Annotated in this window: 15 protein-coding genes and 1 other annotated feature (1 of these 16 running past the window's edge); of the genes, 12 read left to right on the top strand and 3 right to left on the bottom strand. The window is 37.5% G+C overall.

The annotated features are described in order from the left end of the window. Window positions 1-147, top strand: a binding site (T-box leader); it begins 78 nt to the left of the window's first position. A 49-nt stretch (window positions 148-196) separates the two neighbouring features. Next, window positions 197-898 (top strand): class I SAM-dependent methyltransferase, encoded by a 702-nt coding sequence (locus B1NLA3E_RS12015; RefSeq protein WP_015594108.1) that lies wholly within the window; start codon window positions 197-199, stop codon window positions 896-898. A 492-nt stretch (window positions 899-1,390) separates the two neighbouring features. Here B1NLA3E_RS12015 and B1NLA3E_RS12010 read toward each other — a convergent pair whose 3' ends face one another. After that, window positions 1,391-2,878 carry a DHA2 family efflux MFS transporter permease subunit gene (locus tag B1NLA3E_RS12010; RefSeq protein WP_015594107.1) on the bottom strand — a complete coding sequence of 496 codons (1,488 nt, stop codon included), beginning with the start codon at window positions 2,876-2,878 and terminating at the stop codon, window positions 1,391-1,393. A gap of 191 nt (window positions 2,879-3,069) precedes the next feature. On the opposite strand from B1NLA3E_RS12010, the gene B1NLA3E_RS12005 reads away from it, so the two are divergent. Together B1NLA3E_RS12005 and B1NLA3E_RS12000 are read left to right on the top strand one after the other, a co-directional pair. After that, window positions 3,070-3,627 (top strand): TetR/AcrR family transcriptional regulator, encoded by a 558-nt coding sequence (locus B1NLA3E_RS12005; RefSeq protein WP_015594106.1) that lies wholly within the window; start codon window positions 3,070-3,072, stop codon window positions 3,625-3,627. A gap of 230 nt (window positions 3,628-3,857) precedes the next feature. Continuing rightward, entirely contained in the window at window positions 3,858-5,510 is a 1,653-nt protein-coding gene (locus B1NLA3E_RS12000) for an FMN-binding glutamate synthase family protein (RefSeq protein ID WP_015594105.1), read from the top strand. A gap of 112 nt (window positions 5,511-5,622) precedes the next feature. On the opposite strand, the gene B1NLA3E_RS24815 is transcribed toward B1NLA3E_RS12000, so the two are convergent. Next, window positions 5,623-5,814 carry a hypothetical protein gene (locus B1NLA3E_RS24815; RefSeq protein WP_015594104.1) on the bottom strand — a complete coding sequence of 64 codons (192 nt, stop codon included), beginning with the start codon at window positions 5,812-5,814 and terminating at the stop codon, window positions 5,623-5,625. A gap of 280 nt (window positions 5,815-6,094) precedes the next feature. On the opposite strand from B1NLA3E_RS24815, the gene B1NLA3E_RS11995 reads away from it, so the two are divergent. The 7 genes from B1NLA3E_RS11995 to B1NLA3E_RS11965 all read left to right on the top strand — a co-directional run bounded on the left by B1NLA3E_RS11995 (window position 6,095) and on the right by B1NLA3E_RS11965 (window position 12,867). After that, a complete protein-coding gene (locus B1NLA3E_RS11995; RefSeq protein ID WP_015594103.1) occupies window positions 6,095-7,540 on the top strand; it encodes a PAS domain S-box protein in 1,446 nt (481 codons plus the stop codon). A 196-nt stretch (window positions 7,541-7,736) separates the two neighbouring features. Next, on the top strand, window positions 7,737-8,168 hold the full coding sequence (locus B1NLA3E_RS11990; RefSeq protein WP_015594102.1) for an RrF2 family transcriptional regulator: 432 nt from the start codon (window positions 7,737-7,739) through the stop codon (window positions 8,166-8,168). Next, the gene (locus tag B1NLA3E_RS11985; protein ID WP_015594101.1) at window positions 8,149-8,742 is read left to right on the top strand and encodes a class I SAM-dependent methyltransferase; all 594 of its coding nucleotides are present in this window, start codon (window positions 8,149-8,151) and stop codon (window positions 8,740-8,742) included. Before B1NLA3E_RS11990 ends, B1NLA3E_RS11985 begins: the two co-directional genes overlap by 20 nt. Window positions 8,743-8,784: 42 nt before the next feature. Further along, window positions 8,785-10,152: a L,D-transpeptidase family protein gene (locus tag B1NLA3E_RS23300; RefSeq protein ID WP_051120151.1), complete on the top strand. Its 1,368-nt coding sequence runs from the start codon at window positions 8,785-8,787 to the stop codon at window positions 10,150-10,152. Window positions 10,153-10,347: 195 nt separating this feature from the next. Then, window positions 10,348-10,728, top strand: a complete 381-nt coding sequence (locus tag B1NLA3E_RS11975; RefSeq protein WP_015594099.1) for a VOC family protein — start codon at window positions 10,348-10,350, stop codon at window positions 10,726-10,728. 327 nt (window positions 10,729-11,055) lie between these two features. Next, the gene (locus B1NLA3E_RS11970; protein WP_015594098.1) at window positions 11,056-11,811 is read left to right on the top strand and encodes an RQC-minor-1 family DNA-binding protein; all 756 of its coding nucleotides are present in this window, start codon (window positions 11,056-11,058) and stop codon (window positions 11,809-11,811) included. Between the two features lie 36 nt (window positions 11,812-11,847). Further along, entirely contained in the window at window positions 11,848-12,867 is a 1,020-nt protein-coding gene (locus B1NLA3E_RS11965; RefSeq protein ID WP_041580488.1) for a macro domain-containing protein, read from the top strand. Between the two features lie 434 nt (window positions 12,868-13,301). Here the strand turns inward: B1NLA3E_RS11965 and B1NLA3E_RS11960 are convergent, their stop codons facing one another. Further along, a complete protein-coding gene (locus B1NLA3E_RS11960; protein ID WP_015594096.1) occupies window positions 13,302-14,159 on the bottom strand; it encodes a helix-turn-helix transcriptional regulator in 858 nt (285 codons plus the stop codon). A 222-nt stretch (window positions 14,160-14,381) separates the two neighbouring features. Between B1NLA3E_RS11960 and B1NLA3E_RS11955 the strand changes: the two genes are divergently transcribed. Then, a complete protein-coding gene (locus B1NLA3E_RS11955; RefSeq protein ID WP_041580487.1) occupies window positions 14,382-14,864 on the top strand; it encodes a 4Fe-4S dicluster domain-containing protein in 483 nt (160 codons plus the stop codon). Next, window positions 14,861-16,663 (top strand): aldehyde ferredoxin oxidoreductase family protein, encoded by a 1,803-nt coding sequence (locus tag B1NLA3E_RS11950; protein WP_015594094.1) that lies wholly within the window; start codon window positions 14,861-14,863, stop codon window positions 16,661-16,663. The genes B1NLA3E_RS11955 and B1NLA3E_RS11950 overlap by 4 nt, the downstream gene beginning before the upstream one ends. The last annotated feature ends 149 nt before the right edge of the window (window positions 16,664-16,812 follow it).

Raw genomic sequence — 16,812 nt, 5'->3', positions numbered from 1 at the left:
ATCCCCAACTCGCCCATAAGTGGTAAGGCTGATCATTCATTAGGTCTTAACGGTTGACTTCCGTAATCGGTTGTAAAGTGGATTTGTTTGTCATTGTAAACAAATCAAAAAGAGTGGTACCACGCAGGTTAAGCCTTCGTCTCTTATAGGAGATGATAGGCTTTTTTATTTTTTTCATTTATTAAGGGGGAGAAAAATGACAACAACAAACTGGCAAAGACAAGATGTTACACAACATTATTTGGAACAAGTTCGGGGAGGAATTCCTTTCGGAGTAGAGCAAGTTAAAATGACGCTTCAGCTAATCAATCATTTTACTCCTAACCCAAAAAGAGTAATGGATTTGGGGTGTGGAAACGGGTTTTTAGCCGAAATTTTGCTTAAAGCTTATCCAGAGGCTTCTGCTTTGTTAATAGATCATTCCGAACCCATGATACAAGTGGCACGTGAGTATATGAGTGATTACAGTAATCGTTGTGAGATCATACAGGGCGATTTTAGTCATTCTATATTAAAATATGTTGAACCTAATTCGATAGATTGCATTGTTTCTGGTTTTGCGATTCACCATCTTACACACGAAAAGAAAAAGGCACTTTATCGGGAGATACATGATGTTTTAGTAGATGGCGGGATTTTTATCAATATTGAGCATACAGCTTCGGCTACTCCTGCAATCGAAAAATTACATGATGAGCTCTTTATCGATCATCTTGCTTTTCATAATAAAAGAGACAGGGCAGCAGTAGCTACTGAATATTACAACCGACCCGATAAAGAAGATAATATACTCGAAAGGGTTGATATTCAGGTTAATTGGCTTAGAGAAATTGGCTTCCAGCATTCTGATTGTTACTTTAAGTGGATGGAACTTGCTGTTTTTGGCGGAGTAAAATAAACATAAGTGGCAGAAAACAAGCTTTTTTTTGGTAATCCCTTGCTATTGCCATATTCTCCTATTTAGTTGGGGTGAATACAAATAAGGAGCTTATTATTGCTAAAAGAACCAGTCCAAAAATAATGAACAAGGTAATAATGGTAGACTTCCTCATATTTCAGCACTTCCTTAAAATTTATTTTTTAACTAGTATCGTCTTTATATAATATTAGTAGATAGGACAGATCATGAGACGAACATACTGACAAATTATTACAACATAAATCAAGAAGGATTAATGATAAACGAATTCTCTAAGCTTAAGAAATTAGTAATATCACTTTTTTACTAGCGAATAAATTTTTCAAAGATTTAAAAATCGTAGGATATTTCATTGATTGGATTGATGTTACCTGATGAAAATGCAAAATAATCGAATTCATTCCAAAAAGTATTAAATATTAAAAAACCCAGCCTTGAGTATTCTTCAAAGCTGGATTTTTTAATAGTTTTTTAATGATCCTCTTTTGTACTGCTATAGCTTATTTTTTTAGCTTTTTTATTGTTCAGCTGAGTTAACACTTTTTTACTCGGCATAAAGAGCGTCACAATGAAGGTTAGGATTCCTAAAATGGCAATAAACATATAAGCTTCACTTGCGCCATGGATGGATGACTCCTTCATTAGCTGGGCCTTGGACATGACGTCGCCCGATTGTATTAACTTTGTAGCATAGTTGGTACTGCTTGTTGTCATAATAGTGACGACTAAAGCTGTACCAATCGCTCCGGCAACCTGACGAACGGTGTTCGTAACAGCTGAACCATGGGCATTGAGTTGTCTAGGAAGAGCATTCAGTCCTGCTGTCGTGATTGGCATTGTTAATAGAGAAAGACCCATGCGCAAGACGATGGTTCGGATCATCAAATAGCTATAAGAGGTGGTTTCGGTCAAATCGGTCACGCCCCAGATGGCCGCAATGGTTAAGATTAAACCAATTAGAGCAAGCGGCTTTGCCCCGAATTTATCAAACAACCGGCCTGAAACTGGGGACATGACCGCATTTAATAAAGCACCTGGCAACAATAATAAGCCAGTGTCAAGAACGGAAAATCCACGGCTTGCCTGTAAGTAAATGGGCAGCAGAATCATATCTGCATACATGATCATCGTCAATAAAGTATTCATGATGGCTGTCACGGTGAACATTTTTTCTTTGAATACGACAAGATTTAGCAATGGGTCAGATGAATGAAGCTGACGCCAAATAAACAGTACGAGTAAAACTAGACCGCCGCTTAAATAAGACAGCACGAATGCGCTTCCCCAACCGTGATTACCTGCACTGCTAAAGCCATAAAGTAGCCCGCCGAATCCTAAGGTAGAAAGAAGGATGCTGGTGATATCGAGCTTTGCCTTAGATGTTTCAGATACATTTACAAGGTATTTAAGCGATAAAGCAATGACGATTGCAACTAGTGGAAACATGCCAATAAAAATCCAGCGCCAAGAATAAAATTCGATCACGAGCCCTGCTAAGGTTGGGCCAATCGCAGGTGCGAATATCATAACAAGGCCAATCATTCCCATTGCTGTTCCGCGGCCTTCTGTAGGAAATACCATAAGAACAACCATCATTAGTAAAGGCATGATAATTCCGGCTCCTGCAGCTTGTATCAAACGGCCTGTCAATAGAATAGGAAAACTCGGGGCAATGGCATTAATGAAGGTACCAATTAAAAGCAATAACATTGAACTGATGAAAAGCTGCCGTGTGCTAAAACGCTTCATCAAAAAGGCTGTCACTGGGACTAAAATTCCGTTTACGAGCATGAAGCCAGTTGACAACCATTGGACTGTTGTTGCTTCTACCGTAAATTCCTTCATTAAGTCTGGTAAAACAACATTTAATATCGTTTGATTTAATACCGATAAAAATGAGCCTAAGAGGAGAACAAAGAGAAGGACTCCCTTTTTTATTTGTTGTTCAGGTTGATCCATAGTCTATTTCACATTCCTTTCACTTTATGACCATAATTGACAGAGTGTCTATAAGTTGATATTGTGTCAATAAATACTAACATAGGAGATATAATAATAGCCATCCACAATATTGTATAAAGTGTAAACTAATTGACGGTTTTTAATTAGATGTTGATTAAGAAGAAGATAATAGACGAAGGGGTGATAAAGTGTCTAATAAGGAAAAGGTGGATCCGCGAATTAAACGGACGAAACGAATGTTTGTAGAAGCACTTATTTCATTAATTCAAGAAAACAGTGATAAGAGTAAATTAACGGTACAGGAAATTGCCAATCGCGCCGAATTAAATCGGGCAACTTTTTATTTGCATTATCAAGATATTGATGATTTGATGGAACAAATGATTAAGGAAAATCTTGATGAGTTAAATAAGACAATGAAAACCTTGTCCGAGGAAAATCAGCTTAAGATAGAATCTCCAAGACCCCAGAACCGTCTTGACCTATTTCTGGACCATTTTTATCGGAAGGCTGGGCTCTACAAAGTGATGCTGGAGAATAAGGATTTCCGCAATAGAGTGTTTAATCTTTTGTTAGAAATCACCGAATTTTGGGATGAACATAGAAAAGAGAATGGGCGGTTGCACAAGGTACCCAATCAGATCATTGCATCCTCAACCTTTGGTATAATATCATGGTGGTTAGAGGAAGGTACACCTTTCAGTCCAAGCTATTTAGCCAATCAGATTAGACAAATTCATAAATAAATCGGCAAGCTAAAAAAATGGTAATAATATAAAATCATTTCGTATAAGTTTTAATTGTAGAGGTGTCAAGGTTACATCCCGAAATGGATGCAGTGTGACATCTTTTTTTATTGTTTAACAATCAAAATTATCAAGTAGATTAACAGGTTAACTTATCAAATTGAAATAACAAAATCAGAGTGAAAGCACAAGCTATGGTAAAATAATAGGTGAGAAGAGGCGATATTCAAATGAAAATATTAAGTTCAATTGTTATCATTGTTCTTGCTTGTGTTTTAGTATTTGTGATTGGTATTATTGGCTATTTTATTATTTTGTATCGAAAAACCAACCGAATTGACAAAAGTCAGCAGCAACATGCGATCAGAAGAAATTATCCTGTTCTAAGTAGAATTCGCTATTTTATGGAACAAATTGCTCCTGAAATTAAACAGTATATTCTAGATGAAGATCATGAAGGTAAACCGTTTTCTCGGCTTGATTTTCAACAAATTGTTAAATTAGCAAAGTATGGGAAAAACATCATTTCCTTTGGTAGTAAACGGGATTTTGATCAACCCAATCAATTTTATCTTCGAAATGCATTCTTTGCGAAACAGCTAACCGATTTGGATGCGGATAATAAAGAAATGATTTACACGAAGAAGTACATAGATGCACCAACTATGAATCATAACAAGCTGATGGAATATCAGGAATTGTTTTTTCCAAAGAATGAAAAATTGATAGAAACAGAGATGAACCCTTGGTTGTACAAGGATGACGATACAATCGTCATTGGGGAACAGACTTGTAGATTTCCTTTTGTATTGAAAAGTCCAATTGGCATGTCAGGGATGTCTTATGGGGCATTGGGAGAAAATGCGATTGAGGCGCTTGGATTAGGATTGAAGGATGCTAAAGCCTTTATGAATACAGGGGAAGGTGGAATATCTCCCTATCATTTAAAAAGTGGAGTCGATATCATCGCCCAGATTGGCCCTGCAAAGTTTGGTTTTCGCAATGCAGATGGCTCCTTTTCTTGGGAAGAACTTCAGAAGAAAGCACAAATTCCTCAAATTAAAGCCTTTGAAATAAAATTAGGTCAAGGTGCAAAAATACGTGGTGGCCACTTAGAGGGTTCTAAAGTAACGCCTCAGATTGCAGAAATTCGCGGTGTTGAGCCATGGAAAACGATTAACTCTCCTAACCGCTTTGATGAGTTTCATGATTTTGATACCATGTTTGATTTTATCGAAAAAATTCGTGAGGTAACGGGCAAACCGGTGGGAATTAAGATGGTGGTTGGGGGCCAAGAGACGTTTGAAGAGTTTGTGCAATATATGGCCTATCATAAACGATATCCTGATTATATTGCCATTGATGGTGGTGAAGGTGGCACGGGAGCCACTTATCAATCAATGGCTGATTCCGTAGGTTTACCCATTAAGCCTGCGTTGATGATTGCCCAAGAACTGTTAATTGGTTACCAGATCCGCGATCAACTAAAAGTATTTGCAAGCGGTAAGCTGTTCTCTCCTGACAGAATCGCCATTGCCTTAGCGATGGGAGCTGATGTCGTTGTCTTGGCAAGAGGGTTAATGATATCTGCTGGCTGTATAAGTGCTGGTGTATGTGCAACGGGCAACTGTCCTGTTGGGGTCGCTACAACCAATCCAAAACTTCAAAAAGCATTAGTTGTAGGAGAAAAGCGCTATCGTGTGACAAATTATGTTACGACTTTGCGAGAAGAATTGTTTGCCCTATCTGCTTCTGCAGGACTTACTTCTCCTAAACAATTCAAGCCAAAGCATGTTGTCTATGTCGATAGCAACTTTCATGCTGTGAATGTGGTAGATTTGCCAAAATATGAATTGAAGGATAAAAGAGTTTTGAATTCGTAAGCTAGAAGGCGTTCTTTGTTTTAGGCTCTTTTCGTAAATTTTGTTTCTTTCTGAACTTACGTGTTCCCACTTAGCCGCTAGTTCAGACATTGATGCCCAAAATTCGAAGCGATTAGAAAAATGGGAACGAAAGAGCCGTATTGATGCCAAAAACCGGAAATAGCAGGAAAAATGGGAACGAAAGAGCCGCATTGATGCCCAAAATCGGAAACAACAGGAAAAATGGGAACGAAAGAACCGCATTGATGCCCAAAATCGGAAACAACAGGAAAAATGGGAACGAAAGAACCGCATTGATGCCCAAAATCCGAGGTTCCTAGGAAAAATGATTGTATGGGGTGTTAAAGAGAAATTAGGCAATTATCCAGAATTTACGGCATTCCGTCAAAAGAATGCCGTTTCTATTTTCCACAGGTAAACGTCGTAAGCCAACATTAATTTTCAATAAAATGGAATACGATGTACAATAGAAAATAAGAGATTAATAGCTAATATTGGGAGTCTTACAAGCTTTTTTGTATAGTGCAGTGAATTATCGTAACAAAGAGAGTGAAAAGGGCGATTCGCATTATTAGGAGGCTTTTATGATACGTTCAGAGTTATTTAGAGAGGTATTTGAGCAATCACATGTTCCACAAGTCCTAATAACCTTAGATTTAAAAACTTCAATGGGGAATAAGGCTTTCTATAGTTTTGTGGGGTATACAAAGGAAGAATGGGCCTCAATGACCATTGAGGATATTTCCCATCCTGAAGATTATAAAATTAATGTTCAATTAATGAATGAGTTAATTCGGGGGGAAAGAATACATTACCAACTTGAGAAACGTTATTTCCATAGGTCAGGTGCAATTATACATGGTACATTAAACGTTTCCCTTATTACTGACCCAATTACAGATGAACAATATATGTTTGCTCAGGTAATTGATACAACCGAAAAATATCTGATGGACCAATCATTAAAAAATAGTGAAAAAAAATATAGATTATTAGCTGAGCATTCTTCAGATATGATTATGCTGCATGATGTAAAGGGTGTTTACCATTATATATCTCCATCCTTTAAAACAATATTAGGATATGAAACGTCTTCTTTAATAGGTTCGACCTCTCCATATAACTTTATCCACCCAGAGGATATACAAAGGGTGACGGAACATCATCAACAGTTAATAATGGGGAATAAGAATACAACGCTATTTTCTTATCGTGTTAAAAAAGCAGACAATTCATATATATGGGTTGAATCTAATATAAAAGGAGTCCTTGATAAGGAAACGGGTGAATTAACGGAAATCATTTCAGTATCTAGAGACATCCAACAAAGAATGGATACATATGAGTTGTTAAACAAATCAGAAAGGCTTGCCATTGTTGGGCGAATGGCTGCCGCAGTGGCTCATGAGATTCGTAATCCTCTTACTCCAATTAAAGGATTTATATCATTACTATCTGATAATAGAGAGTATAATCCATATTTTATCGAAATCATCCTAAGCGAAATCAAGCGAATTGAAAGTATAATAACCGAGTTTTTATCTTTGGCAAAGCCCGCTAAGCGTAAAATGATTGATATAGAAATTGATCATCTCTTAATGCATGTATTGAATCTTATCCAAACCGAAGCATTATTGGAAAATAAAGAGCTTATCGTTCAGATGGATAAGATACCAAAAATCTTGGGCGACGAAAACTCGTTAAAACAAGTCCTACTTAATGTATTACGAAATGCCATGGAGTCGATAGAAGGGCATGGAACTGTTACTATAAGTTTGAACATTGAAGAAGGTTGTGCTTGCATAAAGATTCAAGATAATGGTTGTGGGATTTCCAAAGAGCGACTAACGAAAATAGGCGAGCCATTCTATTCAACAAAAGAAAAGGGTACTGGTCTCGGGTTGATGACAAGCCTACAGATCATCGAAAATCATCATGGTAAAATGGACATAAAAAGTGAAGAAGGCAAAGGAACCACTGTGACAATTTTTCTTCCAATAGAATCACCCTTGCCAATTGAAATGAATTAGAAAAGTAACTGGATTAGTTAACGATAATCTTCAAAGACATCTGATGATAACAATCATCAGGTGTCTTTTTTTAGGGAATGGGAACGAGGGATCAGTCGCCATGTTTCCACTGTGTTTCCGCAATTGACAACATTAATAGTAACCGCTATATTGTAGATATATAATATCTGTAATATAGCGAAATGGAGGCAACGTTTTGAAATACTCAAAAGCAACGAATTATGCTTTGCATACGATTGTTTATATGATTGAGCATGCCCAAAATGAAAAGCTAAGTGTACAAAAACTGGCGGATCACTTTAAAGTATCCACTACATATCTTTCGAAGATTTTGACACAGTTAGTGAAGGCTGGTCTAATTGAGTCTTCTTCAGGTGTAAAAGGAGGATATGTCCTAAGTAAGAAAATGGATGATATATCATTCTTAGATGTCATAAATGCAATTGAAGGAAATGGTGCCTTTTTTAAATGTGAATTTCAAGAAAACAGATGTTTGATTAATCAAGTTATGCTGGAAGCAGAAAACCTAATGGGAAAATATCTGGAAGAGAAGAAGCTATTCGAGATCGCAAAAAAAGAAAAACATCGTTGTCAACAGGAGGGTGAACATGGAAAAGCATCAATGTAATTCAAATAAAATAGACCGTTTGGCCAACAAAATAAAGTTTTTAGATAACCCTGAAAGAAAAGCAGCCCTACCGCCAGAAAAACTATTGCAACATCTCCCAATGAAGCGATCGAATCATGTTTTAGATTTGGGTGCAGGAACAGGATATTTAACAATCCCGGCAGCTCAAATGGTTGATGGCATAGTGTATGCACTAGATGTAGATTCTCATATGTTAAAGGCGATAGATGCTAAGGCACATGCTGAAAACATTACAAATATTCAACTGGTTAAAGGAAGTATCGATGATATTCCATTATCAGATGATTCAATCGATATTGCACTAGCCTCCTTAGTTTTACATGAAGTAAAACCGTTATCTAATACGTTACAACAAGTTTATCGAGTGCTTAAAGAAGGTGGATATTTTTTAGTTCTAGAATATGAAAAAACTGAAGGTCCAACTGAAGGTCCACCCATGCATGTCAGAGTTCCTTCATCCATTATGGAACAGGAAATGATAAATGCCGGATTTACAATTGAACAAAAAATTTTTCTGAGTGACTTGTTATACATCTTAGTCGTTAAAAAGTAGCAAGTTTTATCTATGGTTAATTATCATATTGTGGAGGAATTTATGGGAAAAAGGAAAACTATCATGTTTAGTATGATTATTATTTTTATTTTAATAGGAATGGGATTTTCATATGTTCATCACATCCAAAAAGTAAAGGCTGCAGAGCAGAAAAAAACGGAAGAATATAATGATCAATTAATAAAATCAGCTAAAGAAATGGTTGGGAATTTATATGCGAATGATAAAAAAGAAGCTTTAGCTACTGATATTTCAGATGAAAAAATAAAAAAGGCTTTAAATAAAGTTGGGCAAGTGAAGGATGTCTCTTTAAAAAAGACATTGGTAAAAGAAATAAATAATGTTGCGTTTCTATTAAAGGTACAAACAGATTTAGCAAGCTTATTAATCGATGGCGTTCTAATCGAGGGTGCAGATGAAGAAAAAATCGCGGCTTTATCAAAAAATGTTGATAAAGTTAAACCAATTAACCCCAAAATATATAACACATTCAATAGTGTTCTTGAGGAAATTAGCACACAGTTTAATACAATCAAAACCGCAAAAGAGAAGCTATCGGCCTTATTTACTGACTTAGAAACCAGCACAGTTAAGGACGATATTACACGAGACATGTTTAACGATGCGAAAAGTTCGATTGATTCTATTAAAAATAAAAAAGTGAAAGAAAGTTTTGCTAGTTTAATTGCGAAAGTTGATAGCTCACTAACATCTAAAGAAAAACAAGAAAAACTTAAACAAGAGCAACAAAATGCATTAAACACACAAAACCAAGCAAAAACGAGTTCTCCACAATCACAAGTGGCAACTTCAAATGTGCAAAGTCCAACCGATTTAGCCAGTTTCGTTGCAGGTAGTAAAACAGCAAGCAAGACTAATCAAATTGTGACGGTTGTAGCCAACGGAAGCAGCGCCAAAATTAGTTTATTTGAAAAAAATGATGCCATTTGGAATGAAGTAATCAATACGAATGGATATGTCGGAAGCCTTGGTGTGGGACAAGCTAAGGAGGGGTCTTCTAAAACGCCGAAAGGGAGCTATAGTCTGGGTTTTGCCTTTGGTACAAGTAATCCGGGAACCAAACTTCCTTTTAAACAAATTACTCGCAATAGCTATTGGATCTCCAATGTTAATGACTCCAATTATAATACTTGGCAGGAAAGGGAAACATCAAGTTCCTCTGACGAACATTTAGCAGACTATCCTGTACAATATCAATATGCCATAGTCATTAATTATAACAATGGGGTAGGAGGAGGCTCCGCATTCTTTTTACATGTTGGTAATGGAAGACCTACTGCGGGCTGTGTATCCGTACCAAGGGAAGTAATGGTCCAATTTATGCAGCGTATTGCTCCAGGAGCCTACATTATTAATGTTAATAGTCAAAGTGAAATAGCCTATTATTAATTTTAATAAAAGGCTATGTTAAAGCTCATTGTTGATTTTTTGCACAGTGTTGATTGAAGTGGAAGGCGCGAAGAATCAAAGAATCGCCCCCGTGTTCCATGTTCAATTCAAGAGGGTTAGGCATCTCTTATTGCACCTAAAATAGGTTAATGTTATGCTGGTAAAAATTATACTAATATTATTAAAAGGAGAGATATGATGATTAATAAAATTGGGAAAATTACAGTATATGTACAAGACCAAGAACAAGCAAAAGATTTTTGGTTAAATAAAATTGGGTTTGTGTTAAAGTTTGAACAGCAGATGGGACCAAACATGTCTTGGATAGAGGTCGGACCAAGTGAAGAAGAATTTGCCACTTTAGTTCTTTACTCTAAGGCAGCTATGGAGCAACATAAACCAGCTATGGTGGCCCATCCATCCATTCTTTTCAGCACAACCGATATTGAATCAGCTTATGAGAAAATGAAGCAAAATGGAGTAAAAGTAGAAGAAATGTTAAGAATGCCATTTGGTACGATGTTCACATTTTATGATCAAGATGGAAATGAATATATTTTAAGAGAAGATAAATAGTAAATGATTCCCCGGGTTTACCATAAAGGTACTTCATACTGGGGATACGAGATAAAATACATAGACCAGTCGGGGCAGTTAAGTGATTTTACAACAAAAGAGGGTGACAGGTGCCATTCAGAAAATCGGATGGTCCCTGGTCACCCTTTTTTGGAGCCCAAATCTTGAATTTCACGTCATCGATTTATCACAATTTATGGTAAAATAAAAAAATACAATCGAGTAATGAATTCTCATTTCCAATTAGAATTCCCGAGGCTGATGCTGTTACAGCAGCAAATGGATTAGCGGTTCTTATAAAAATATTGGGAGGAGTTATCTTAAAAAATGAAATCGGATACAAACCACTTATTTGAAGAAGATATTAAAACTATTTTGAGAGCTGCGGATGAAATTATTGCTCAAGGAGGAAGAACGCTGCTTGCAAAAATTTTAAAGGGCTCAAGAGAGAAAAAAGTTTTGCAGCTAGAATTGAATCAGTGCCCGGTCTATGGTTGGTTTCATTCAGAAAAACTGGAAGAGATTTTGAAAAAGATCGACTGGATGATTGACTATGATTTTTTGGATATTGAGTTCTCCGGGAAGCTACCGATGATTGTTTTCACGGAACGTGGCTGGGAGATTGAAGCTAATCAGCGGGCAGATGAATTTTTAAGAGAATGGGTTCAATGGTTGGAACAGGGAAGACCTAGTCCCGAAATGAGCTACTTGAAAGATCGCAATCGCAAAATGATTCTCTTGTTTCTTGAAAAGATTAAAGAAACCAAGGATCGAAAGTACATACCGTATTTAGAAGCTTGGGAAAAAATTGAATATAAAAGGGTAAAAGCCGAAATTCGAACGATCATTCATGCATTGGAATCAAACGAACCAGTTGATCTTCAATTGGTTCAAGATAGACAGGAGCTTCTAAATGAAGCTTTGAAGGGATCGGCCCCTCAAGATATAGTCCTAAAGTGCTGGGAATGCGGAAAACGGTTTATTTTTACAATTGGGGAACAACAATTTTATAAACAAAAAGGTTTTGTATACCCAAAAAGATGTGAAAAATGCCGCGACCAAAGACATGAAGCCTATTTGTAGATAAGAATGAGTTAAATGAAAAAGGGGAGTTATGATATGCCGTTGGAAATCGTTCGTAATGATATTACAAAGATGAAAGTTGACGCGATTGTAAATGCTGCGAATACAGCTTTGAAAATGGGTGGCGGTGTATGTGGTGCTATTTTTAGTGGAGCAGGTGCCAATGAGCTACAAGCGGCATGTGATGAAATCGGTAGCTGCCCGGTCGGACAAGCGGTAATGACAGACGCCTTCAGGTTACCGGCAAACTATATCATTCATACGCCAGGGCCCATTTGGCAAGGAGGTTCAAGTCAAGAAGCTGAAAATTTAAAGGCATCCTACGAGAATTCCTTGATATTAGCCAAAAAACATCAATGTGAGTCCATTGCGTTTCCGTTGATTTCGACTGGAATATATGGCTTTCCAAAGGAGCAGGCTTTACAAATAGCGGTTTCCACTATCGGTTCATTTTTATTAAATCATGACATGTTGGTATATCTCGTCGTTTTTGACAAAAAATCCTTCGGTTTAAGTAAAAAGCTATTCGCATCCATCCAGCAATATATTGATGAGCATTATGTAGAGGAAGCAGAAATTAATTTTAATCGTAATCGAAATGAAGAACGGTCTGTAATGGAACCATTGCAAGATGCGGAGATGAATGAGCAGAATTTTTACGAAAAAGAAGAGCATTTTCCCAAATATAGAAGTCTGGCAGATTTGGTGAATCAACTTGATGAATCCTTTTCTGAGCGGCTGCTTCGTTTAATAGATGAAAAAGGAATGACAGACGTAGAGACCTATCATCAGGCCAATATTGATCGGCGGTTGTTCTCAAAAATCCGTAATGGGGCCAATTATACTCCAAAGAAGAAAACAGCCATCGCGTTTGCCGTTGCGCTAAAGTTAAATTTGGATGAAACGATTGATTTACTTGCTACTGCAGGTTATACATTATCACAAAGCAGTGTATTCGATGTCATTGTTGATTATTTTATCAAAGAAGGTAACTACAATATCCATGAAATAAATGGAGCTTTATTCGAGTTTGAACAACCTTTGTTGGGTGCTTAAAGTGTTGCTTTAAAGCGTTTTTGCTGCTTCCATTGTGGGGAATATTAATAGATTACTTAAATCATAGGCTGTGTTAAGAACAATGTTGATTTTTGAGCCTTCTGTTGATTGGAGCGGAAGGCGCGAGACTCCTGCGGGAGCAGCGGGACAGGTGAGACCCCACAGGCGCTTAGCGCCGAGGAGGCTCACCGCCCGCCCCGCGGAAAGGGAGTGCCTGCAGCGGAAATCAACAGACTTGTTTAACAGAGCTAAATCATAAAATACTTCCCATACAAGCTGGGGAGTTTTTTTACGTTTACGTATAAAGTTTATTAATTCTTACAAATAAACTATCAATAGATTTTTACAAGGGCAAAAAAAAAGAGGGGATGTATTTAATTACTTGAGGATTGGCTAAAGCCAAGTATTTCTTGAGGAAAATAAATGAATCTGCCTTAGTATTTATAAACAACCGGAACTTTTCCAATACTTTTATAATGCTTAGGTGTGATGCCATACTTGTTTTTAAAAATTGCAATGAAATGGGAAATATTCTCATAGCCCAGTTCATAGGCTACTTCCGTAACATTCTGAATTTTCAGTAAATCCTTCGCTTGAGTCATCTTAAGGTTAGTTATATATTCCTTTGTGGTAATTCCAATTATCTTTTTGAAAGAATTACAGAAATTCGCCTCGGACATATTTAAATCGAATGCCAATTGCTTAATGCTTATCGGTCCCCTGATATGATCTTGTATGTACTTGATTGATTTGTATATAGGATTATCGTGTTCAAAATTAATTACCTGCTGTATACCCTTTATCTGAACCAGATGATAAGCCAATTCCTGAGCGTAAAGATCAATCAGGAATTCTTTATTTTTATCAGGCTTTGCAGAAACATTGGTAAGTTTATTCAAACATTTCCCGAGCTCGTTATTTATGTTACCTCGGAAAAATCTTTCTTCTTTAAGAAAATCATAATCTGTATCTATATCAATACTAATTTTCTCTGTCACCTTTTTTAATAGGTTGTCGTTGAGCTCAAAAACCAAAGCCTTTGTAGGGATATCAATATCCATATGGACATTCGAATGGGGTGGCAGCAAAATAAACTGGCCCGGTTGGTACGTAAAATTAATATCATTATTTACGGAAACATGTTTGCAGCCTTCTATTATCGTACAAAGCCTTGTGTTCTCATATGATTTGTAATCACAACTCATTGGAGAAAGATCATAAAATAATAATTTAGTGTAATCAGTTTCCAAACCGTGAACTAATTCTATACCTCTATTAAAATTAGTCAGCATCTATTAAACACCTCCTTATTTCAACTGATAACGTATACATAGATATAGTACTATGTGGGTCAATTTTTAGATATGGACAATTGGTGACAAAAAAAATAGCGTTACTTTTTAAAGATAATTGTTAGTTTATAAAAAATATTAATAATATAGTGAAAGCGTAATCATTATTACGTATTTGGAGGAGGTGTAACTGGCATCGCGAGAGCGGTAACCAGGATAATCATGAGTAAAATATTAACGATTTCTCCTGAAAAATGTATTGGCTGCAGAAGCTGTGAGTTGATTTGCTCTTTTATCAAAATAGGTGAATTCAACCCGAGGGAATCGGCAGTAAATGTACTATCTTATGAGGAAGTTGCCATTTCAGTCCCTGTCATGTGTATGCAGTGCGAAGATGCTGCGTGTATGAATGTATGTCCAGTAAATGCGTTTTCGAGAGATGAAAACGGCGCAGTTGTATCAGATTCGAAAAAATGTATTGTATGTAAATTATGCATTAGTGCTTGTCCTCTGGGGAATATTTCCTTCAGTTCGGCCGAAAGGCAAATTGTGAAGTGCGACCTGTGTGGTGGTGATCCCAATTGTGCGAAAGTCTGTCCTTCTGGGGCAATACGGTTTGTAGATGGATCCACGGCTAACATGAACAAAAAAAGGATGATTGCTGAAAAATTTAAGGATTTGTTTGCGGAGGTGAAGGATCAATGAACGGTTGGATAGGAAAAATCATCCGTGTTAATTTAGCCAATGAAACAATTAAAACCGAACCCCTTAATATGCAGGATGCAAAGCTTTATCTGGGCGGAAGGGGCCTTGGAACAAAGATCTACATAAACGAAGTTGACCCAAAGGTGGATGCTCTCAGTCCTGAAAACAAGATGATATTCTTAACCGGTCCGTTAACAGGCACGGTGGCTACTTGCGCGGGAAGGTTTGAGGTAGTATCAAAATCGCCTTTGTCAGATACAATCGGAGCATGCAGTTCTGGCGGACATTTTGGACCAGAACTGAAATTTGCAGGTTACGATGGAATCATTTTTGAAGGTAAAGCTACAAAGCCATTATACCTTTATGTTAATGATGATCATATTGAACTTAGAGATGCCAGCCATCTTTGGGGCAAGGAAGTGCCTGCAACGACAGATGAACTGATGAAAGAAACGGATGAGGAAGCAAAAATTGCCTGTATAGGGCCGGCCGGTGAAAAGCTTGTATTGTTCGCTACCATTATGAATGATAAAAACCGAGCTGCTGGACGTTCAGGACTTGGGGCCGTTATGGGTTCCAAAAACCTAAAGGCAATCGTTGTAAGAGGTACCAAGTCAATAACGGTTGCGAAGAAAAAAGAATTTATAGATGCTTGCATGGATTCATTGAGCAAGATAAAAGCAAATCCTGTAACCGGTGGCGGACTTCCAGCATATGGAACACAGGTACTCGTAAATATTCTAAACGAGTCTGGCGGACTTCCAACAAGGAACTGGCAGGAATCTGTTTTTGATAAAGCAGAGGATATCAGTGGCGAAACCCTCGCAGAGAAGTATCTCGTAAGAAACAGAGGCTGCTTTGACTGTTCGATAGGTTGCGGTAGGGTCACGAAAATAGAGAGATCACAATACACAAACTTTGGTGAAGGGCCTGAATATGAAGCAGGCTGGTCGTTTGGAGCGGACTGCGGTATAAATAACCTCGAAGCGGTATGTGAATCAAACTTCCTATGCAATGAGCTTGGCATGGATCCGATTACAATGGGTTCAACCATTGCTTGTGCCATGGAATTGTATGAGAAGGGTTACGCTACATTCAAAGATACTGGAATGGATTTACAATTTGGCAATGACAAATCAATTGTGGAACTTACAAGAATGACTGGTTACAGAGAAGGCTTCGGAGACAAGCTGGCGTTAGGCTCCTATAGAATGGCGGCCGAATTCGGTCATTCTGAACTTTCGATGTCTGTCAAAAAGTTGGAAATGCCTGCTTACGACGGACGTGCCCTGCAGGGAATGGGTCTTGAATATGCTACCTCTAATCGTGGAGGCTGCCATGTCCGCGGTTATATGACATCACCCGAAATACTTGGTTTGCCTGTAAAAATGGATCCGCTAGTGACCGAAGGAAAGGCTGCCATGCTAAAAATATTCCAGGATCTCACGGCAGTTGTGGATTCTGTAGGAATGTGCCTATTTACCACATTTGCAATTGGCCTGCCTGAGATTGCTGAAATGGTAAGGACCTGTACAGGCATAAACTATACGGATGAAGAAGTTCTTCAAATCGGTGAAAGAATATGGAACCTTGAGAAGATTATCAATATGGAGTGTGGAATTACAGTGAAGGATGATACCCTGCCTCCAAGACTTTTGAATGAACCAATTTCCGAGGGTCCTGCAAAAGGCAAGGTTGTCGAGCTGGATACAATGCTTCCCGAATACTATTCATTAAGGGGATGGGATAAGGAAGGCGTACCATCCGAAACGAAAAAGGAAGAGCTTTCGCTAAAATAATTTGAAAAACCGTTCGAAACGAGATACAAACCTTTTCTGGTGCCAAAACGCTTTACAGCTATGCCGAACTCGGATTGATAAATATTAAGGATATTGAAATAAAATAATGCCGGCAGGTTTTATACAGAAACGTATAATCCTGCCGGTAA

Source organism: Bacillus sp. 1NLA3E (assembly GCF_000242895.2).
Lineage (GTDB): Bacteria > Bacillota > Bacilli > Bacillales > Cytobacillaceae > Bacillus_BU.
The sequence above is the reverse complement of the archived record's forward strand: the minus strand, read 5'-3'. Positions and strand labels throughout refer to the sequence as shown.